The 19,423-nt window shown below is 65.0% G+C and carries 17 protein-coding genes; 9 read left to right on the forward strand and 8 right to left on the reverse strand.

Features of this window, described 5'->3' with window-relative positions; translation table 11 throughout:
* Positions 1–118: 118 nt before the first annotated feature.
* The 3 genes from secD to AC07N6_RS05000 all read left to right on the forward strand — a co-directional run bounded on the left by secD (position 119) and on the right by AC07N6_RS05000 (position 4,007).
* Positions 119–2,023: a protein translocase subunit SecD gene (secD, locus tag AC07N6_RS04990; RefSeq protein ID WP_494781203.1), complete on the forward strand. Its 1,905-nt coding sequence runs from the start codon at positions 119–121 to the stop codon at positions 2,021–2,023.
* 71 nt (positions 2,024–2,094) lie between these two features.
* Positions 2,095–3,039 (forward strand): protein translocase subunit SecF, encoded by a 945-nt coding sequence (gene secF, locus AC07N6_RS04995; RefSeq protein ID WP_494781204.1) that lies wholly within the window; start codon positions 2,095–2,097, stop codon positions 3,037–3,039.
* 80 nt (positions 3,040–3,119) lie between these two features.
* Positions 3,120–4,007: a tRNA threonylcarbamoyladenosine dehydratase gene (locus AC07N6_RS05000; protein ID WP_494781205.1), complete on the forward strand. Its 888-nt coding sequence runs from the start codon at positions 3,120–3,122 to the stop codon at positions 4,005–4,007.
* A gap of 71 nt (positions 4,008–4,078) precedes the next feature.
* Here the strand turns inward: AC07N6_RS05000 and AC07N6_RS05005 are convergent, their stop codons facing one another.
* From AC07N6_RS05005 to AC07N6_RS05030, 6 genes are all read right to left on the reverse strand, one after another.
* Positions 4,079–5,023 (reverse strand): DMT family transporter, encoded by a 945-nt coding sequence (locus tag AC07N6_RS05005; protein ID WP_494781206.1) that lies wholly within the window; start codon positions 5,021–5,023, stop codon positions 4,079–4,081.
* Between the two features lie 187 nt (positions 5,024–5,210).
* Positions 5,211–5,768 carry a DUF4337 domain-containing protein gene (locus AC07N6_RS05010; RefSeq protein WP_494781207.1) on the reverse strand — a complete coding sequence of 186 codons (558 nt, stop codon included), beginning with the start codon at positions 5,766–5,768 and terminating at the stop codon, positions 5,211–5,213.
* Positions 5,769–5,842: 74 nt separating this feature from the next.
* Positions 5,843–6,319 (reverse strand): hypothetical protein, encoded by a 477-nt coding sequence (locus AC07N6_RS05015; protein WP_494781208.1) that lies wholly within the window; start codon positions 6,317–6,319, stop codon positions 5,843–5,845.
* Between the two features lie 123 nt (positions 6,320–6,442).
* Complete coding sequence (locus AC07N6_RS05020; protein ID WP_494781209.1) at positions 6,443–7,201, reverse strand: DUF899 domain-containing protein; 759 nt, start codon at positions 7,199–7,201, stop codon at positions 6,443–6,445.
* Between the two features lie 78 nt (positions 7,202–7,279).
* Positions 7,280–7,936: a Vgb family protein gene (locus AC07N6_RS05025; RefSeq protein ID WP_494781210.1), complete on the reverse strand. Its 657-nt coding sequence runs from the start codon at positions 7,934–7,936 to the stop codon at positions 7,280–7,282.
* Positions 7,937–8,007: 71 nt separating this feature from the next.
* Positions 8,008–9,228: a helix-turn-helix domain-containing protein gene (locus AC07N6_RS05030; protein ID WP_494781211.1), complete on the reverse strand. Its 1,221-nt coding sequence runs from the start codon at positions 9,226–9,228 to the stop codon at positions 8,008–8,010.
* 334 nt (positions 9,229–9,562) lie between these two features.
* Here AC07N6_RS05030 and katG point away from each other — a divergent pair, with 334 nt between their 5' ends.
* A complete protein-coding gene (katG, locus tag AC07N6_RS05035) occupies positions 9,563–11,743 on the forward strand; it encodes a catalase/peroxidase HPI (protein WP_494781212.1) in 2,181 nt (726 codons plus the stop codon).
* Positions 11,744–11,857: 114 nt separating this feature from the next.
* On the opposite strand, the gene AC07N6_RS05040 is transcribed toward katG, so the two are convergent.
* Positions 11,858–12,769, reverse strand: a complete 912-nt coding sequence (locus tag AC07N6_RS05040) for a helix-turn-helix domain-containing protein (protein WP_494781213.1) — start codon at positions 12,767–12,769, stop codon at positions 11,858–11,860.
* Between the two features lie 49 nt (positions 12,770–12,818).
* Complete coding sequence (locus AC07N6_RS05045) at positions 12,819–13,742, reverse strand: helix-turn-helix domain-containing protein (RefSeq protein ID WP_494781214.1); 924 nt, start codon at positions 13,740–13,742, stop codon at positions 12,819–12,821.
* Between the two features lie 338 nt (positions 13,743–14,080).
* Between AC07N6_RS05045 and AC07N6_RS05050 the strand changes: the two genes are divergently transcribed.
* The 5 genes from AC07N6_RS05050 to AC07N6_RS05070 all read left to right on the forward strand — a co-directional run bounded on the left by AC07N6_RS05050 (position 14,081) and on the right by AC07N6_RS05070 (position 19,398).
* Positions 14,081–15,052: an ABC transporter substrate-binding protein gene (locus AC07N6_RS05050; RefSeq protein ID WP_494781215.1), complete on the forward strand. Its 972-nt coding sequence runs from the start codon at positions 14,081–14,083 to the stop codon at positions 15,050–15,052.
* Positions 15,053–15,068: 16 nt separating this feature from the next.
* Positions 15,069–16,094 (forward strand): amidohydrolase family protein, encoded by a 1,026-nt coding sequence (locus AC07N6_RS05055; protein WP_494781216.1) that lies wholly within the window; start codon positions 15,069–15,071, stop codon positions 16,092–16,094.
* Between the two features lie 24 nt (positions 16,095–16,118).
* Positions 16,119–16,967 (forward strand): amidohydrolase family protein, encoded by an 849-nt coding sequence (locus AC07N6_RS05060; protein WP_494781217.1) that lies wholly within the window; start codon positions 16,119–16,121, stop codon positions 16,965–16,967.
* Positions 16,968–17,031: 64 nt separating this feature from the next.
* Entirely contained in the window at positions 17,032–18,369 is a 1,338-nt protein-coding gene (locus tag AC07N6_RS05065; RefSeq protein WP_494781218.1) for an MFS transporter, read from the forward strand.
* Between the two features lie 45 nt (positions 18,370–18,414).
* A complete protein-coding gene (locus AC07N6_RS05070) occupies positions 18,415–19,398 on the forward strand; it encodes a DODA-type extradiol aromatic ring-opening family dioxygenase (RefSeq protein WP_494781219.1) in 984 nt (327 codons plus the stop codon).
* The last annotated feature ends 25 nt before the right edge of the window (positions 19,399–19,423 follow it).

A 19,423-nucleotide genomic window follows, 5' to 3' on the forward strand; every position in this document is an offset into this window, starting at 1 on the left:
GGCCGCAACGATCCCAGTGGGCGCATCTACGATGCGCCCATGTTGTTGGAACCCCCGGGTTCCCGCTGCAAGCGGCAAACAACCCGCAGCCCATTCTGGAAGCTAGAAGCACAACACCATGAATCGTTACTCTCTCTGGAAATACGCATTAATCGTCGTTGCCTTGCTGTTCGGCGTGATTTATACCGTCCCGAACTTCTTCGGCGAGTCGCCGGCCGTGCAGATCAGCAGCGCCAAATCGACCATGAAGGTCGAGGCCGCCGTGGCCGGCCGCGTCGATGAGATCCTGAAGCAAGGCAGCCTGTCCGCAGAGAGCGTCGTATTCGACGGCAGCGGCGCCCAGCCTTCGGTGCGCGCGCGTTTCGCCACCACCGACATCCAGTTCAAGGCCAAGGCCCTGCTGGAGACGGCACTCAACACCGACCCGTCGGACCCGACCTATATCGTCGCGTTCAACCTGCTGCCCAATACCCCGCAATGGCTGCAAAGCCTGCATGCCTTCCCGATGTACCTGGGCCTGGACTTGCGCGGCGGCGTGCACTTCCTGATGCAGGTTGATATCAAGGCCGTGCTCAACAAGCGCCTGCAAGGATTGCAGGCCAGCGTGCGCAGCCTGCTGCGCGACAAGAACATCCGCCACAACGGCATCAGCCGCAGCGGCGACGCCATCGAAATCTCGTTCCGCGACGCCGATACCCGCACCAAGGCCCGCGCTGCGCTGGGCGAGCTGCAAGAGATGGCGCTGGTCGACGCCGGCGCCGGCGACGACCTGAAACTGGTCGCCACCCTGCGTCCGGAAGCCTTGAAGCAGACCCAGGAAGACGGCGTCAAGCAGAACATCTCCACGCTGTCCAAGCGCGTCAACGAGCTGGGCGTGGCCGAGCCGCTGATCCAGCGCCAGGGCGCCGACCGCATCGTGGTCGAACTGCCGGGCGTGCAGGACGTCTCGCGCGCCAAGGACATCATCGGCCGCACCGCCACCCTGGAAGTGCGCATGGTCGACGAGAGCGTGGTGCGCGGCACCGAAGAAAGCGCCGCCATCCCGTTCGGCTCGGAACTGTTCAAGATCGGCAAGGGCGCGCCGGTGGTGCTTGAGAAGGAACCGGTGCTGACCGGCGACTACATCTCCAACGCCTCGGCCAGCTTCGATGAAAACCACCAGCCGGCGGTCAGCATCGACTTGAACGGCGACGGCGGGCGCAAGATGCGCGAAGCCACCCGCAACAAGGTCGGCAAGAACATGGCCATCGTCCTGTTCGAAAAGGGCAAGGGCGAAGTCCTGACCGTGGCCACCATCCGTTCCGAACTCGGCTCGCGCTTCCAGATCACCGGCATGGGTTCGCCGGAAGCCGCCAGCGACCTGGCGCTGCTGCTGCGCGCAGGCTCCCTGGCCGCGCCGATGGACATCATCGAAGAGCGCACCATCGGCCCGCAACTGGGCGCCGACAACATCAAGAAGGGTTTCGACTCGGTGCTGTACGGCTTCCTGGCGATGACCATTTTCATGGTGATCTACTACCAGCTGTTCGGCTTCTTCAGCGCGCTGGCGCTGTCGGTGAACGTGCTGCTGCTGGTGGCCTTGCTGTCCACGCTGCAGGTCACGCTGACCTTGCCCGGTATCGCCGCCATCGCGCTGGCGCTGGGCATGGCGATCGACTCCAACGTGCTGATCAACGAACGCATCCGCGAAGAACTGCGCGCCGGCAATTCGCCGCAGGCGGCCATCGCGATCGGTTTCGACCGCGCCTGGGCGACCATCCTGGACTCCAACGTCACCACCCTGATCGCCGGCCTGGCGCTCTTGATCTTCGGCTCCGGCGCGATTCGCGGCTTTGCCGTGGTGCACTGCCTGGGCATCCTGACCTCGATGTTCTCGGCGGTGTTCTTCTCGCGCGGCATGGTCAACCTCTGGTACGGCCGCAAGAAGAAGCTGACCGGCCTGGCCATCGGCCAGATCTGGAAGCCGGACAGCGAGGCGCTGTCGACTTCCGGCAAGGTATCGACCAAGCGCGGCGCCAAGTAAGCGCGGCAAGACAAGTGATTTGAGCCGGACCGCGAGAGATAAACCCCGCGGCCGGCACCGAAAGGATAGCGATGGAATTTTTCCGCATCAAAAAAGACGTTCCCTTCATGCGCCATGCGTTGATCTTCAACGTGATCTCGGCGCTGACCTTCGTCGCCGCAGTGTTCTTCCTGCTGAGCAAGGGCTTGCATTTCTCGATCGAGTTCACCGGCGGCACGGTCATGGAAATGGCCTACAGCAAACCGGCCGACCTGGAGAAGATCCGCAAGTCGGTCGAAGGCCTGGGCTATCGCGACACCCTGGTGCAAAGCTTCGGCACCGCCCAGGACGTGATGATCCGCCTGCCGGCGCAACCCGGCGTGAACGCCAGCCAGCAGAGCGAGAAGGTGACGGCGGCGCTGAGGGTCGACGATCCTGAGGTGCGCCTGCAGCGCGTCGAATTCGTCGGCCCGCAGGTGGGCGAGGAGCTGGCGCACGATGGCTTGATGGCGTTGGCGATGGTGGTGCTGGGCATCGTGATCTACCTGGCGTTCCGCTTCGAATGGAAGTTCGCGGTGGCGGCGGTGATCGCCAACCTGCACGACGTGATCATCATTCTCGGTTTCTTCGCCTTCTTCCAGTGGGAATTCTCGCTGACCGTGCTGGCGGCGATCCTGGCGGTGCTGGGCTATTCGGTCAACGAATCGGTGGTGGTGTTCGACCGGGTGCGCGAAGCCTTCCGCGACCGCCGCTTCGGCAAGCTGTCCACGCCCGAGGTGCTGAACCACGCGATCACCAGCACCATGTCGCGTACCATCATCACCCACGGCAGCACCGAAATGATGGTGCTGGCGATGTTCTTCTTCGGCGGCCCGACCCTGCATTACTTCGCGCTGGCGCTGACCATCGGCATCCTGTTCGGCATCTATTCGTCGGTGTTCGTCGCCGCCGCGCTGGCCATGTGGCTGGGCGTGAAGCGCGAAGACCTGATCAAGCCGGTCAAGGTCAAGGACGAGAACGGCGGCGCGGTGGTGTAAATACCACCGGCTCCGATCCGGCAAGGCCGCAGCGTTCGCGTTGCGGCCTTTTGTCTTCAACAACGCGATTGAATTTCCCCATGAGCACTACCGCAGACGCCGCTTCCACTTTGCATGACATCGATTACGATCGCCGTTTCGGCGGGGTGGCCCGCCTGTACGGTGCGCAGGCCTTGCAGCGCTTCCGCGATGCGCATGTATGCGTGGTCGGCGTCGGCGGCGTCGGCTCGTGGGTGGTGGAGGCGCTGGCGCGCAGCGCCATCGGCCACATCACGATGATCGACCTGGACAACCTGGCGGAGTCCAATGTCAACCGCCAGATCCACGCCTTGTCCGACACCCTCGGCAAGGCCAAGGTGACGGCGCTGCATGAACGCATCATGCAGATCAACCCGACCTGCGTGGTGAGCGAGGTGGAGGATTTCCTCGACCCCGACAATGTCCCGCAGATGATCGGCGTGGGGCGCTTCGACTACGTGATCGACGCCATCGACAACGTGCGCGCCAAGGTCGCCCTGATCGCCTATTGCCGCCAGCATGGCGTGCCGCTGGTGACCATCGGCGGCGCCGGCGGCCAGATCGACCCGACCATGATCGAGATCCGCGACCTGTGCCGCACCGAGCAGGAGCCCCTGCTGGCTAAGGTGCGCAAGCGCCTGCGCGCGCAGCATGGCTTTCCGCGCGGCACCAGGAACAAGTTCCACATCGACGCGGTGTTTTCCACCGAGCCGCTGCGTTTCCCGGAGATCGCCGAAGGCGAAGCCTGCGCCATCGATCCGGCCGGCGCGGCGGGGGACGATATGGATATCGGCGGCGATGCCGCGGAGATGGCGGCGGCCGAGGATGCCACGCAAGGCGGCGTCACCGGCCTGAACTGCGCCGGATTCGGTTCCGCCATGGTGGTGACCGCATCGTTCGGCCTGGTGGCCGCGGCGCATGTGCTGAAGAAGATCGCGCAGAAAGCCTGAGTTTTACAGCGCATAAAAAACGCCTTGCGACTGCAAATCGCAAGGCGTTTTTTCGTGCGTGCCGGCAGCGCTCAATGCCCGCCACCCTCATCCACTACCCGATGCGCTGACACGCACAGCAGCACGCTGGCCGTCACCAGCAGCATGGCCGCCGTTTCCAGCAAGGTCGGCAGGCGGCGCTCCCACAAGAACCCGTAGAGCAGGGCGAACAGCGTCTCGAACAGGATCATCTGCCCGATCATGGTCAGCGGCAGCAGGCGGCTGGCCTTGTTCCAGCAGGCGTTGCCGAACAGCGAGGCGATGATCGCCACGCCGGCCGAGACCGCCAGGAAACGTCCCCATTCAGCCTGCGAATGCGGTTCCAGCAGCAGCGTGAAGGCCGGCAGCGCCACGAACACCGACAGCAGCCCGGTCACCAACCCGGTCAGCAGGCTCCAGTCGTGCGCCGAGATGGCGTGCAGCCGCGCCAGCCAGCGGCTGTTGCCGACGGCGTATACGGTCCACGACACCAGCGCGCCGAGCGCGCAAAAGAAACCGAGGATTTGCTGGGAGCCTTCGGCCGCCGGGCGAGCGGCCGTCAGCGATTGCCACGCCACGCAGGCGATGCCGGCCAGGCCCAGCGCCAGCGAGGGCGCCAGCTTGCGGATCGGCACCGCGCCGTGGCCGCGGCTGCCGATGATGGTCACCGCCACCGGCAGAAAGCCGATCACCAGCGAGGTCATGGCCATGCCGCCCAACTGCACCGCGCTGGACAGGAAAACATAGTAGACCACATTGCCCAGCAAGCTCAGCCACACCAGCGCCCACCATTCGGGCGCGCCCAGGCGGCTGGCCACACTGCGCAAACGCGGCGCGATCAGGACCGCGGCGAACGCGCCGTAAGCCAGGTAGCGCCCGGCGGACAACTGCCAGGGAGAAAATTCGCGGGTCAGCTCGGGCGCCAGGAACACCAGCCCCCAGGCCGCGCCGGCCAGCGCGCCGAACAGGATGCCGCGCAAGATCGTATTGGAACTCATCGGAAAAACACTGCCATGAAGACTGCGAATGTCGCAGTATGCCTTGGCGGGCAGGAAATGGCTTGGCGCAAACTACGGACAATTTGGGGAATCGTCGCCCTAGCGGCGATGCCGCAAGCGGTTCAACTCCAAGCGGTTCAACTTCAATAGGGGAGAACCGCTTGCCGAGGAGGCATTGAACAGGTTCTTATATCGTGGAGAACAATCCCGCGCCGATGAAAGCCAGCGACACCACGCCGATGCCCATCGACAGGTAAACCAGCATTCCCACGCCGGTGATGATGGTGGCCGAGGCCAGCACAATGGCCACTTGCAGCATGCCGGCGGCCATTTCCATCTTCTCGTATTTCTCCATGTAGATGTGGGCCTCATGTTCGGCCACCCTGGCATTGTGGGATAACTGCTTCTTGCCTTCGCCGGACTTTTCATCGTCGTCGTAATGGGCGATCGCCTCATCGAGCTTGGCGATGGCGGCCGTGACGCGCTCGTCCTTGGCATTGCCCAGCAAGGCCAATTGGGTCTTGGCCAATTGCGCGCCATTGCCACGGATCGACTTGGCCTGGAAGAACGCCCACAGGTTGGCGGCTTCCTGGTGCTTGAGGATGACTTCGGTCTGGTAAGACTTGGAGATGGTTTCGGTGACGGCCAGCACCAGCGCGAGAACCGCGATGAGCAGGGCCAGTTTCTTGTTGCCGGAGGCATGTGCGTGCTCGGCTTTTTCGAGGTCTTCTGTAGCTTCCGTCATGGTGGCGTTGTGGATTGGGTAACAGTGGCTCCCATCAAGGGCGATGGGAGCGTTCCAACAACGATCCAGAAGCATTACGGTTGACCTGATGGCGCGCATCGGCTCGTGTTTTTTGTCGCGGCAAGAAGGATCGGGTTCCGGGCGCCGGCGCACAGGTTTCGCAGCAGCCGTTTGCCGCGGCAGGCCAGGCAGGCGGCGCATCCGGCGCACGCCAGCATCGCGGCCGTGTGGATGAGGACGGCTGCGGCGGCGTGCGCCAGGGCGCCGGACGCGGCGGCGCCGCATAAGGGCATCGATAAGGACATCATCGCCCCCGCGCCATGCATGCCCGGTATCGCCAGCGGCCACAGCGCCAGCCCGGCGCAACCGATGGGGATTCGCATTTTGCGGCAGGGGCCGGGCCGCAGATGCATCACTGCCGCCAGCAACAGCAGCAAGCAGGTCGCGCCTTGCAACAGGTTGCGCCCGGGCATCGTGCCGTAGGCCAGCGATGTTGCCGGCAAGCCAAGCGCGGCGATATGCCCAAGCGCGAGGGGCAGCAGGTTGCGCAAGGCTTGCCAGCGTCGGCCCGGGCCGATGGCCGCGAAGATCCAGCCGCTGGCCGGGTTCAGCCCGTGCAGCGCACCGCTGCCGGCCACGGCAATCCAAAACCAGGCGCCGGACATGGCGCACCCCTAATCGCGGGCATGGCAGCATGAGGGCGTCCCGGCTCCGGCATGCTGGGGCTCATAGCGATCATGGTGGCGCACCCATTCCATCTTGTGCGGCACGTCGCGTTCGCCGCGGCCGTTGGGCGTCAGGTCCATCATGTGGTAGGCGCCGATCATCACTTCCACGCCGCGGCCATAGGTGGAATAAGTGTGGAAGACCTGTCCCGCGTCGCCGCGCACAAAGACGCTGATGCCGGGCGCTTCTGCCGCAGGGAAAAAGCGGCGGCCATAGTTGTAGCCGACTTCGCCTGCGGCCAGTTCTTCCTGCGTGAAGCTGACGCCGAAGTCCGCATTGAAATCGCCGCCATGGGAGGAGACCCAGCCGAAGCGCCAGCCCATGCGGCGGCGGAAGCGTTCGATCTCGGCCAAAGGCGCGCGCGAGACGGCAAGCAGCGTGATGTCGCGCTGGGCCAGGTGCACATTCATGCCATCGCTGTGGTCGGCCATGAAAGAGCAGCTCGGGCAGCCTTGTTCCCAACCCGGTCCCAGCATGAAATGCTGGACCAGCAACTGGCGGCGTCCGTCGAACAGCTCGGCCAGCCTGCGCGGGCCAGCGAGGGTGTCGAAGGCGTAATCCTTTTCCACGCGTTCCCACGGCAACGCACGGCGTTCGGCGGCCAGCTGGTCGGCCAGGCGCATGATCTCCTTTTCGCGCGCCAGCAATTTCTTGCGCGCATCCAGCCATTGTTCGGAAGAGGCGATGGGGTGACGGGCGATATCCATGATGTGCTCCCTGGCCGGTACGGCCATGCGTAATGTGTTATTCGATGGGGGATGGCAGCGGGCGCATGCCCGCGCCGATTACTTGGGCCGGCGTACCACGCGTAGCTTGCCGCTGCTGCCGCCGCCGCAGTAGAACAGCCCGGCGCCGTCCGATTCGAGCCCGCTCACCCCGGTGCCGGTGGGCATGCGCAATTCCGCCAGCATGTCGCCGTTATCGGGATCGACGCGGTGCAGGCTGCTCTCGTCGCCTTCCCAGGTGCCATGCCACAGTTGGCCGTCGACCCAGGTCACGCCGGTGACGAAGCGCGTGGATTCGATGGTGCGCTGGATGGCGCCGGTGTCGGGATCGATGCGGTGGATCTTGCGGTCGCGGTACTGGCCCACCCACAGGCTGCCTTCGGCCCAGGTAAGGCCGGAGTCGCCACCGTTGCCGGGGGCGGGGATGGAAGCCAGCACGGCGCCGCTGGCCGGGTCGATCTTGTCGATGCGCTGTTCGGCGATCTGGTACAGGTAGGTGCCGTCGAAGGCGGTGCCGGCGTCGCAAGGGCATTCCAGCGCGCGCCCCGGTTCGCCGCTGCCGGGATCGATGCTGACCAGCCTGGCGCCGGTGGCGGCCCAGACGCGACTGCCGTCCCAGGTGACGCCATGGACCGCGGCAATGCCGGGGAAGGGGCCGTATTCGCGCACGATCTCGGCAGCTTGTGCGGTGACTGGGGATGTTGCCTTGCTGTTCATCGTCGCTCCTCGTTCTCGGGTTTCTCCGGCTGCGCTGCATATTGCGTGCATATCGGCGCCGTGAAAGTACTTTATCCGATGGTCAGCGCAGCAGGGAGTAACAAGATTGTCGTGAATCCCGCCAATGGCGGCGCCAGCCAGCGCCGGGTGCGCGCGCGGCCGATGGAGCGCACGCGGTGTTGCGCTTCCAGCTCAGCCAGGGCGCGTTGCACGGTGCGTTGGCTGGTGCCAAGGGCGAGCGCCAGGGCCGACGTCGACCAGGCCGCGCCATCCGACAGCAAGGCCAGTAGCCCGGCCTGGTCGCCGTCGAAGGGCGGGGCCAGCAGCACGAGTTCGCGCGCGTTTTCAGGCTGGAGGGCAAAGCCCCGGGGCGTGGCATCGATGCGCGCCAGCCCTTTGGCGAGTGCCCGCAGCCGGCCGATTTCTACCCGCAGGCGGGCGCGGTGCGTGTCGTTCGGGGCGCGGGTATGGAAGGCGCGTTCGATCAAGGTGTCGCGCGCGGCATCGCCGGGCCACGCCGCAGCCAGCGCATGCGCCAGGGCGAACAGCACCGGGCGGCGTGCCAGCGATTGTTGGACGGGGCCGGCGCCAAGGCTGCGGCGGCAGGCGTCGACCACCAGCGCGTCCGAAGCGAGCAGGGCGGCCACCTCATCGATGCGCAAGGCCTGTTCGCCCCATGGGGCGAGGCGTCTGGCTGCCGGACGTTCCAGCGCGGTGCGCGCTTCCGCCACTTCTGCCGACAGTGCGGGAATGCCCGAGCGTGCCGCCGCATCCTGCGCTTGCGCAAATGCCGCGCGCGCAGCCTGGATGCGCCACGAGCGCAAGGCAAGTTCAGCCTGTAGCAGGGCGGCCAGCGCCGCCAGCGGCGGCGGCAATCCTTGCGGATCGAGCCGCGCCAGCATGGCGTCGGCTTGCGGCAATTGACCCAGCAGCAGCAATTTGCGGGCGGCGACCAGCCGCGCCTGCAATGCGTTGGCATGGTCGGCATGGGCTTCAAGTGCGGCCAGCGCGCTATTGAGCGCGCGCGGCGAACCGGTGAAGTCGCGCTCGGCCAGCGCCACCTCGGCCTCCGCCACGATGCAGCGGGCGCGCGCCAGTTCTTCGCGCGAACCGAAACCGCGCGCGGCCCGTCGCAGCAAGGCGCGGGCGAGCGGATGTTCGCCCAGCTGGGCCATGGCGATGCCGCGCAAGGCCAGCGCCGGCGGGTCTTCACGCAGGGCGATACGTTTTAATGCGCCCAGCGCGTCGCCGGTGGCCAGGGCGCGTGCGGCAGCGGAGATGAGCGAATCCATGGCGTGCAGAATACACTGGGGGCAGATAATGCCGTGAGGGGGATTGGGATGTTCGAATGCGTCGATAAAAAAAGACAATCAACTAACTTGTTTTAATGCTTTATATTAATCGCTCTATTGAACAACTGACCAGGACGCGACGAAATTGAAGTACCGGCAACGGAATCGGCGGCGTCATCAAGCCGTCGCATTACGCAGCCAGCATTTCGTGCGGAAGAGTGGCCGCGCGTAGTGGAACCCGAGTCCGCTACGCAACGCAGCCATCCGAAACATGCCCGTATCCTGGTCCGGGCATGGTGACTCTCATTGGGTCGATTAAGAGGAGAAGATCGCAATGTCAAACGAAGCGAAGTGCCCCGTCAACCACACCGCCGGTGGCGGCACCACCAACCGCGACTGGTGGCCGAAACAGTTGCGTCTGGATCTGCTGGCCCAGCATTCGTCGAAGTCCGACCCCATGGGATCGGACTTCAATTACGCAGCAGCATTCAAGAGCCTCGACCTGGCCGCGGTGAAGAAAGACCTGGCCGGATTGATGACCGATTCGCAGGACTGGTGGCCGGCCGACTTCGGCCACTACGGCCCGCTGTTTATCCGCATGGCCTGGCACAGCGCCGGCACCTACCGCATCGGCGACGGCCGCGGCGGCGCCGGGCGCGGCCAGCAGCGTTTCGCACCGTTGAACAGCTGGCCCGACAACGTCAGCCTGGACAAGGCGCGCCGCCTGCTGTGGCCGATCAAGCAGAAATACGGCAACAAGATCTCCTGGGCCGACCTGCTGATATTGACCGGCAACGTCGCGCTGGAAACCATGGGCTTCAAGACCTTCGGCTTCGCCGGCGGCCGCGAAGACGTCTGGGAACCGGACCTCGATGTCTACTGGGGTACCGAGACCACCTGGCTGGGCGGCGATGAGCGTTATGGCAAGGGCGCCCCCGGGCGCAACCTGGAAAACCCGCTGGCGGCGGTCCAGATGGGCCTGATCTACGTCAACCCGGAAGGCCCGGAAGGCAAGCCCGACCCGCTCGCCGCCGCGCACGACATCCGCGAAACCTTCGCCCGCATGGCGATGGACGATGAAGAGACCGTGGCCCTGATCGCCGGCGGCCACACCTTCGGCAAGACCCACGGCGCGGGCGACGCCAAGCACGTCGGCAGCGAACCGGAAAGCGCCGGCCTGGAACAGCAGGGCCTGGGCTGGAAGAGCAGCTTCGGCAGCGGTGCCGGCCAGGACGCCATCACCAGCGGCCTGGAAGTGACCTGGACCCAGACCCCGACCAAGTGGAGCAACTACTTCTTCGAGAACCTGTTCAAGTACGAATGGGAGCTGACCAAGAGCCCGGCCGGCGCGCACCAGTGGGTCGCCAAAGGGGCGCAGGCGGACGTCCCCGACCCGCAGGGCAACGGCAAGCGCCTGCCGACCATGCTGACTACCGACTTGTCGCTGCGCTTCGATCCGGCGTATGAAAAGATCTCGCGCCGTTTCTACGAGCACCCGGACCAGTTCGCCGACGCCTTCGCCCGCGCCTGGTTCAAGCTGACCCACCGCGACATGGGCCCGCGCGCCCGCTACCTTGGCCCCGAAGTGCCGGCCGAGGAACTGATCTGGCAAGATCCGCTGCCCAAGGCGGAGCATGCGACGATCAACGACCAGGACGTGGCGGCGCTCAAGGCCAAGGTGCTGGCATCGGGCCTGAGCGTGCCGGAACTGGTATCCGCCGCCTGGGCCTCGGCCTCGACCTTCCGCGGCGGCGACAAGCGCGGCGGCGCCAACGGCGCACGCATCCGCCTGGCGCCGCAGAAGGACTGGGCTGTGAACCAGCCGCAGCAACTGGCCAAGGTGCTGAAGGCGCTGGAAGCCATCCAGGCTGAGTTCAACGCCCAGGGCGGCGGCAAGAAGGTATCGCTGGCCGACCTGATCGTGCTGGCCGGCAGTGCCGCGGTGGAAAAGGCGGCCAAGGACGCGGGGCAGAACATCGTCGTACCGTTCGCCCCCGGCCGTACCGACGCGACCGAGGCGCAAACCGATGCCGCATCGTTCGAACCGCTGGAACCGATCTACGACGGCTTCCGCAACTTCCTGAAGAAGCCTTTCGCGGTGCGCGCCGAAGACCTGCTGATCGACAAGGCGCAATTGCTGACGTTGACGGCGCCGGAGATGACCGTGCTGGTGGGCGGCCTGCGTGTCCTGGGCGCCAATGCCGACGGCAGCAAGAACGGCGTCTTCACGCAGCGTCCGGGCGTGCTGAGCAACGACTTCTTCGTCAACTTGCTGGACATGGGCACCGAATGGAAGGCGACGTCGCCGGCGGCCACCGAGTTCGAAGGGCGTGACCGCAAGACCGGCGCGGTGAAGTGGAGCGGTTCGCGGGTCGACCTGGTGTTCGGTTCGCATTCGGTACTGCGTGCCTTGTCCGAGGTTTATGCCGGCGCCGATGCCAAGGCGAAGTTCGTGCAGGACTTCGTGGCGGCATGGACCAAGGTGATGAACCTGGATCGTTTCGACCTGAAGTGACGTGATATGCAGTGTGGTGTGGGCAAGCCGTAACCTGGCTTGCCGGTGAAGAAGAAAAGCGGCGCATCGCGAGATGCGCCGCTTTTTTTTTGCGGATGACGGGCGGCGAAACGGCTAGCCCTGCTGCCGCGCCTCGATCCGGAACTGGCTAGGCACCTGGCCCACCTCCTTGCGGAAGAACCGGGTGAAGTAGGCGGCGTCGGCAAAGCCCAGCGAGAAGGCGATTTGCTCCACCGACATGTCGCCGAAGATCAGGTTGCGCTTGGCCTCGGTGATCAGGCGCGCGTGGATGATCTTGGTCGGGCTCTGGCCGGCCGCCGAGGCGCACGCCGCGCGCAACTGCACCAGCGAGACGGCCAGCGCCGAGGCATAGTCCTGCAGCGACATGTTCTCGGCGTAATGCTGTTCGATCAGCTCGCGGAAGCGTTCCACCAGGCGGGTATCGTGGCGCGTCGTGCCTTCGCTGCCGACCTGGTACAAGCGCGTGCCGCGCACCAGCATGAGCAGCAGGGTCGTGAGCAAGGCTTCGGTGCCGACCACATGGCCGACCGGATTGGTCTTGACCTCATGCTCCAGTTTGCGGAACAGGCCGAGGACTTCCGCTTCCGCGTCGGCGCCGCCGGTCAGCGGGATCATGCGCGGCAAGGTCCACAGCTGGGCGAACTCGCGCAATTTGCTGTTGACCTGGGTCAGGTAGGACACCTCGATGGTCATGAGCCAGCGGTCGACGTCGATCTCGTAGTCCAGCCCGTGGACGCATTCGGTCGGCAGCAGCAGGATGCAGGGGCCGGCGAAGGGCACGCTGCGCCCCTCCAGGTTCATCACGCCCTGGCCGCTGCGGACGAAAATTACCTGGCCGTGGTTGGGGTGGGCATGGGGCTCGGCCTTCCACGCCCCGCGGAAAGCCACGTGCCGCACGCTCATGAGCCAGTTGTCCGGCTCCTCGGGGCGCTCGACATAGATGCGGATCTTGGGCACCGTGGTCGAGGCCGCCTTGCCATGCGCATGCCGTCCTTGGGTTGTCATGTCGGGTTGTCCTTTGGAAATCTGTTGCCGCGAATCTATTGCCGTGAATCTATTGCCGCGCGCTTGCCCTGAACTGGCTTGGCGCCTGCCCGACTTCCTTGCGGAAGAACCGGGTGAAGTAGGCGGCATCGGCAAAGCCGAGCGAGAAGGCGATCTGTTCCACCGACATGTCGCCGAAGATCAGGTTGCGCTTGGCTTCGGTGATGATGCGCGCGTGGATCATTTTGGTCGGGCTCTGGCCGGTGGCGGCGGCGCAGGCCGAGCGCAGTTGCACCAGCGAAACCGCCATCATCGACGCATAGTCCTGCAATTGCAGGTTTTCCCGGTAATGCAGGTCGATCAGTTCGCGGAAGCGGTCGGCCAGGCGGATGTCCTGGCGCGTGCTGTGGTCGCTGCCGTTCTGCTCCAGTTGCGTGCCGCGCACCAGCAGCAGCAGCAACGTGGTCAGCAGCGCTTCGGTGCCCACGATGTGGCCGACCGCGCCGGATCTGGTTTCCTGTTCCAGGCTGCGGATGAGGCGGTGGAACTCGTTTTCCAGCTCGGCCGGATAGGACAGCGGGATCATGCGCGGCAGCGCCCACAACTGGATGAATTCCTGCAGCTTGGCATTGACCTGGGTCAGGTAGGACACCTCGACCGTCACCACCCAGCGGTCCACATCCATCTCATAGTCCAGGCCGTGGATGCATTCGGTGGGCAGCAGCAGGGCGCAAGGGCCTGCGAACGGGACGCTGCTGCCTTCGAGATTCATCACGCCGCGCCCGCTGCGCACGAAGATCACCTGCCCATATTGCGGGTGCGCGTGCGGCTCGGTCTTCCAGCGGCCGCGGTCGGTGACGTGGCCGACATTGACGAACCAGTCCTGATGTTCTTCGGTGCGCTCGACGTAAAGGCGGACCTTGGGAACCGTCGCCAGCGCGGTCCTGCCGTTGGGGGCGCGTTGCTGCTGTTTGGTCATTGCACCATGTGCCATGAAAGTCTCCTTGGCAGCGGGATCGGGTTGGCCAGGCCGGCCGTTGGAATCCGTTTGGGCGCAGGTGGATATGGCGCTGGTCCCGCTGGACCATGTTGGCCGGACGGGCGACTGCGGCTTGCGGGAAGCGCGTCGCCGGAGGATTGTTCTGTCCGGGTGATCGTTGATCGGCCTATTCTAGACCTGGATCGGGTTTGGCTCAATGACTGTCGGGTTTGTCTGTGGAGAACCTGTTGAAGGTCTCAAAAAAAATGCCAGTGAATCTACTTTTTGTGTAGGGACGCCCGTTCGGCCTTCTCCTATTCTTACTCCCCAGAATCTGTTCAAAGGAGAAGACGTTGTCCAAGAAAGTCCCGCTCAAGATCGCCATCGCCGAGCACCCCCATACCTCCGCCATCCGCAACGGTTCCATTCCCATCGAGGGCGTGGATGCCGAATTCATCACCGTCCAGCCACAGATCGGCGCCTTCCGCCGCATGGTGCGCGATGTGGAATTCGACGTATGCGAACTGGCGCCGACTACCTACATCATCGCCCGCGCCTATGGCGCGCCCTTCGTCGGCCTGCCCATCTTCGTGGTGCGCCGCTTCCACCACGGCGGCCTGCTGGTGCGCCCGGATGCCGGCATCAAGACCCCCAAGGACCTGGAAGGCAAGCAGGTCGGCGTGCGTGCCTATTCGGTGACCACCGGCGTGTGGACGCGCCAGGTGCTGATCGATGAGTTCGGCCTGGACTCCTCCAAGGTGACCTGGGTGGTCGACGATGAGGAGCACGTCACCCAGCTGAAGCTGCCGGGCAACGTGATCCACGCCCCCGCCGGCAGTTCGCTGGCCGACATGATGGCCAAGGGCGAGCTGGCCGCGGGCTTCGCCGCCGCCGCCGGCATCGGCCGTACCGGCGCGCCCACCGGCGGCTGGAAGGAAGTCGAAGCCGATTACCCCGACTTGCTGCCCAACGCCGCCGAGCTGGAAGCCGACTACTACGCCCGTACCGGCGTCTATCCGATGCACGGCACCATCGTGGTCAAGGATTCGGTGCTGGCCGAACACCCGTGGATCGCCAAATCGATCTACCAGGCCTTCGACCAGGCCAAGCAGGAATGGCTGGCGCGGCTGGATGCCGGCGCCGCCACCAGCGCCGGCGACAAGAAATACCTTGAGCTGCGCAAGATCGTCGGCTACGACCCGCTGCCCTACGGCCTGAAGGAAAACCTCAAGACCATCGAAACCCTGGAAGCCACCGCCTTCAAGCAAGGCCTGACGCCGCGCCGCATGTCCATCGGCGAGCTGTTCGTGGACCCGCAAGCCTAAGCCGTACGGAGAAAAAATGATCATCGATTGCCACGGCCATTTCACGACCGTCCCCGCTTCTTTCCGCAACTGGCGCGCCAAGCAGGTCGAGTTCGCCAACGACCCGGCCAACGCGCCTTCGCGCGCCGAGGCGCATGTCTCCGACGACCAGATCCGCGACGCCATCGGCAATGGCCAGTTGAAGCTGCAGCGCGAGCGCGGCAGCGACATGACGCTGTTTTCGCCCATCGCCGGCCTGATGAGCCACCACCTGGGCAACGAGCGCACCAGCCTGGAATGGGCCGAGATCTCCAACGACCTGGTGTACCGCGTCACCGAGATGTATCCGGACAACTTCGCCCCCGTCTGCCAGTTGCCGCAGTCGCCCGGCGCCGCGCCGGCCAACAGCATTCCCGAGCTGCGCCGCTGCGTGGAACAGCTGGGCTTCGTCGGCTGTAACCTGAACCCGGACCCGAGCGGCGGCTACTGGACCGGCAAGCCCGTGACCGACCGCGAGTGGTATCCGCTGTACGAAGCGCTGGTCGAGCTCGACGTGCCGGCCATGATCCACGTGGCGGCATCGTGCAACCCATGTTTCCACGGCACCGGCGCGCACTACCTGAACGCCGACACTTCGGTGTTCATGCAGATCCTGCAATCCGACCTGTTCAAGGATTTCCCGACCCTGCGCCTGGTCATTCCGCACGGCGGCGGCGCGGTGCCTTACCACTGGGGACGCTACCGCGGCATGTCGCTGGAAATGCGCGAGCGTCCGCTGGAAGGCCTGCTCGACAACATCTTCTTCGACTCCTGCGTCTATCACCAGCCCGGCGTGGAGCTGCTGACCAAGGTGATCCCCGCCGACAACGTGCTGTTCGGCTCGGAAATGATCGGCGCCGTGCGCGGCAAGGATCCGGCCACCGGCCAGTACTTCGACGACACCAAGCGCTATCTCGACGCCTGCGCCGCGCTCAGCGGCGAAGAGCGCTACAAGATCTTCGAAGGCAACGCGCGCCGCGTCTATCCGCGCCTGGACAAGCGCCTCAAGGCGCGCGGCCGCTGATCAACAAGAAAGACGGTAAACATCATGACTTCCATCGTAGACATCCACCCGCACATCATCTCCGACGATGAGGGGAAATACCCGCCGGCGCCGTTGTTCGGCAAGCGTTCCGACTGGTCCCAGGAGCGTCCTTCCACCGTCGAGGCGCTGATCGCCGCCATGGACGCGGCCGGCGTCGCCAAGGCGGCAGTGGTCCATTCTTCCACCACCTACGGCTTCGACAACAGCTATGTGGTCGACGGCTGCAACAAGTATGCCGGCCGCCTGGTCGCAGTCGGTTCGGTCGACGTGTTGCAGCCTGACGCGGTCCAGCGCATCGGCGAATGGAAAGCGCGCGGCCTGGCCGGGCTGCGCCTGTTCACCGGCGGCAGCACCAAGGAGTTCGACCCCAGCGAGCTGGATGATCCGCGCTCCTTCCCGGCCTGGGAACTGTGTGCAGAACTGGGCTTGACCATGTGCATCCAGACCGGCCCCATCGGTCTGCCGCAAGTGAGCGCGCTGGCCAGGCGCTTCCCCACGGTGAAGATCATCCTCGACCACCTGGCGCGCCCGGACGTCACCGACGGCGCTCCCTACGCCAAGGCCGCCAGCCTGTTCGAGTTGGCGCCGCTGGACAACATCTATTTCAAGCTGACGCCGCGCATCTTCGGTGACGTCAAGAAGGAAAAGGCCAGCGCCGACACCTTCTTCCCGAAGGTGGTGCAAGCCTTCGGCGCGCAGCGCCTGGCATGGGGTTCGAACTTCCCGACTTCGCCCGGTACGCTGGCCGAGATCCTGGCCACGGCCCAGGCCGGGGTGGCTTGCCTGTCGGCGCAGGAGCGCGAATGGATCTTCAGCAAGACCGCCAAGACCTTGTACCCGGGCCTGGCTTAAAGCAGGCGGGGCGGCATCGTGCCGCTCTTCCTGCAAGCGACACCACACCAAAAGAAAGAAGCAAATGGAGACAAGCAAGACTGGAAGGCATGGAGCGGCCGGAGGCTGGACCATCCTCGCGCTTCTGGCGATGGGCGTATTGATTTCCTATATCGACCGCACCAGCATCTCGTCGGCGCTGGCCGACCCCGAGTTCGTGCGTGAATTCGCGCTCAGCAGCGTCGACCGCGGCTGGGTCAATGCCGCGTTCTTCTGGTCTTACGCGGCGTTCCAGATTCCAATGGGCTATGTGGCCGACCGCTACGGCGTGAAATGGCCGTATGCCATTTGCTTCGGGCTGTGGTGCATCGCCACCGCGCTGATGGGCGCGGTCACTACCCTGGTGGCGCTGGTGGCCATGCGCCTGATCATCGGTGCGGCCGAAGCCATCGTCATCCCGGCCAGCTACCGCTGGATCCGCAACAACTTCGACGAAAGCCGCAACGGCCTGGCGGTGGGCATCCTGGCCATGGGCAACAAGTTCGGTCCGGCCATCGGCGCGCCGGTGGCCGCCTGGATGATCGTGCATTACTCGTGGCAGTTCATGTTCATCGTCACCGGCGTGGCCGGATTGCTGTGGCTGGTGCCCTGGCTGCTGATGGTGCGCAACGATTTCCCGGACAAGAACGGGCGCAAGCTGGCCGGCCGCCGCGCCAGCGCGGTGCCGCTGAGCAGCATCCTGGCCAGCCCGGTGGTATGGGGCGGTCTGATCACCAACTTCTGCTACGGCTATTTCACCTTCTATTGCATGACCTGGATGCCGGCCTATCTGGTTGAGCAGCGCGGCCTGTCGCTGGCGCAGTCGGGCCTGTACACCTTCTTCAGCTTCGCCGGCATCGCCATCGTCGCCGCCATTGCCGGCGCCGCCGCGGATTACCTGATTTCGCGCGGCAACAACCCGGTGCTGGTACGCAAGGTGTTCATCATCGCCGGCTTCGTCGGCGGCTGTACGGTGCTCCTGGGCGCCCACGTGGAATCGCTGGAGGCGGCGCTGTTCTGGAATGTGTTCTCGCTGTCCTGGCTGGGGCTGACCACGGCCAACAACCTGGTGCTGTCGCGCCTGACGCTGATCCCGCGCCAGGCCATCGGGCTGGTGACCGGCGTGCAGCAGGTCGCCACCAGCCTGGCCGGCGGCGTGGCGGCAAGCCTCTCCGGCTGGCTGTTGCATGCCAGCGGCAACTATGACTTGCCGATGCTGGTGATCCTGGTGTTCCTGCTCATCGGCGCGGCGGCCACGGTGCTGCTGTACCGGCCGCAATGGGCGCCCAAGGCCAGCGAAGACGCATCGGTGGAAGGCAACGCCGAGGAGGACAAGCCCAAGGCCCGCGAGCGTTCGCACGAATCGTCGCCGCGCAGGGTGTAAGCCGCCGCCCCAATTCAATACAAAACATTCATTAGGAAAAAGTACATGGCAAAAATCGTATTCGGCATGGCGGTGCCGCACAGCGGCATGCTGGGACAAGCGCCGGAAGACTGGCTGAAGAACGGCGAGCGCGACCGCAACAATCCGGAACTCTGGTTCCGCAACCGCACCTGGACCTACCCCGAGCTGGAGGCGCACCGCGGCGCCGCCTTCGAACCTTTCCTGACGCTGGAAGAACGTACCGCACGCGCCGCACGCTGCCGCGCCGCGCTGGACAAGATGGCCGCTGCCTACCGCGAGGCCAGGATCGACGTGGCGATCATCCTGGGCAAGGACCAGAAGGAAATCTTTACAGACTTCTCGCCTTCCATCGCCATCTACACCGGCGAGGAAGTGCACAACGGCCCGCCGCAGCGTTCGGTGTACGCGCCCGACCACCATGTCACGCACAAGTGCCATCCGCAGCTGGCGAACTACCTGATCGACCATTTCCAGCGCGCCAATTTCGACCTCACCGACCTGTTTGCCTGGCCCGACAACGTCTGGATGAAGCCGCTGCCGGCATACCCGGTCGTGCCGCACGCCTACAGCTTCGTGTACCACCAGATCATGGGCGACAACCCGCCGCCGCACGTGCCGGTGATCATGAACTGCTTCTATCCGCCGACCCAGCCGTCGATGGCGCGTTGCATCGAGTTCGGTCGCGTGCTGCGCGACGCCATCAAGGCCTGGCCGGAAGATGTGCGGGTAGGCATCTTCGCCTCCGGCGGCCTGTCGCACTTCGTCAACGACGAGGAGTTCGACCGCAAGATCATGAAGATGCTGGGCGAATACGACTACGACGGCCTGGCCGCGGTCGAGGATGGCTATTACCAGTCCGGCACCTCCGAGATCAAGCTCTATGTGAGCGTGATGAAGGCGGTGCAGGAAGCCGGCGCCGAGATGACCCTGGTCGACTACGTGCCGTGCTGGCGTACCCCGGCCGGCACCGGCGAAGGCATGGGCTTCATGTACTGGAACGCGGATTGAGCCGCCGCCGATTGAACATCCATTG

The sequence above is a fragment of the Herbaspirillum sp. GW821-FHT09A12 genome (assembly GCF_059418325.1).

What these genes read in the sequence shown, in the direction of transcription:
- AC07N6_RS05040 (WP_494781213.1), bottom strand. Translation starts at nt 12,769, where the DNA reads ATGACAACCCAAGGACGGCATGCGCATGGCAAGGCGGCCTCGACCACG.
- AC07N6_RS05065 (WP_494781218.1), top strand. Translation starts at nt 17,032, where the DNA reads ATGGAGACAAGCAAGACTGGAAGGCATGGAGCGGCCGGAGGCTGGACC.
- AC07N6_RS05030 (WP_494781211.1), bottom strand. Translation starts at nt 9,228, where the DNA reads ATGGATTCGCTCATCTCCGCTGCCGCACGCGCCCTGGCCACCGGCGAC.
- AC07N6_RS05020 (WP_494781209.1), bottom strand. Translation starts at nt 7,201, where the DNA reads ATGGATATCGCCCGTCACCCCATCGCCTCTTCCGAACAATGGCTGGAT.
- AC07N6_RS05060 (WP_494781217.1), top strand. Translation starts at nt 16,119, where the DNA reads ATGACTTCCATCGTAGACATCCACCCGCACATCATCTCCGACGATGAG.
- katG (WP_494781212.1), top strand. Translation starts at nt 9,563, where the DNA reads ATGTCAAACGAAGCGAAGTGCCCCGTCAACCACACCGCCGGTGGCGGC.
- AC07N6_RS05005 (WP_494781206.1), bottom strand. Translation starts at nt 5,023, where the DNA reads ATGAGTTCCAATACGATCTTGCGCGGCATCCTGTTCGGCGCGCTGGCC.
- AC07N6_RS05045 (WP_494781214.1), bottom strand. Translation starts at nt 13,742, where the DNA reads ATGGCACATGGTGCAATGACCAAACAGCAGCAACGCGCCCCCAACGGC.
- AC07N6_RS05010 (WP_494781207.1), bottom strand. Translation starts at nt 5,768, where the DNA reads ATGACGGAAGCTACAGAAGACCTCGAAAAAGCCGAGCACGCACATGCC.
- AC07N6_RS05000 (WP_494781205.1), top strand. Translation starts at nt 3,120, where the DNA reads ATGAGCACTACCGCAGACGCCGCTTCCACTTTGCATGACATCGATTAC.
- AC07N6_RS05055 (WP_494781216.1), top strand. Translation starts at nt 15,069, where the DNA reads ATGATCATCGATTGCCACGGCCATTTCACGACCGTCCCCGCTTCTTTC.
- secD (WP_494781203.1), top strand. Translation starts at nt 119, where the DNA reads ATGAATCGTTACTCTCTCTGGAAATACGCATTAATCGTCGTTGCCTTG.
- AC07N6_RS05070 (WP_494781219.1), top strand. Translation starts at nt 18,415, where the DNA reads ATGGCAAAAATCGTATTCGGCATGGCGGTGCCGCACAGCGGCATGCTG.
- AC07N6_RS05025 (WP_494781210.1), bottom strand. Translation starts at nt 7,936, where the DNA reads ATGAACAGCAAGGCAACATCCCCAGTCACCGCACAAGCTGCCGAGATC.
- secF (WP_494781204.1), top strand. Translation starts at nt 2,095, where the DNA reads ATGGAATTTTTCCGCATCAAAAAAGACGTTCCCTTCATGCGCCATGCG.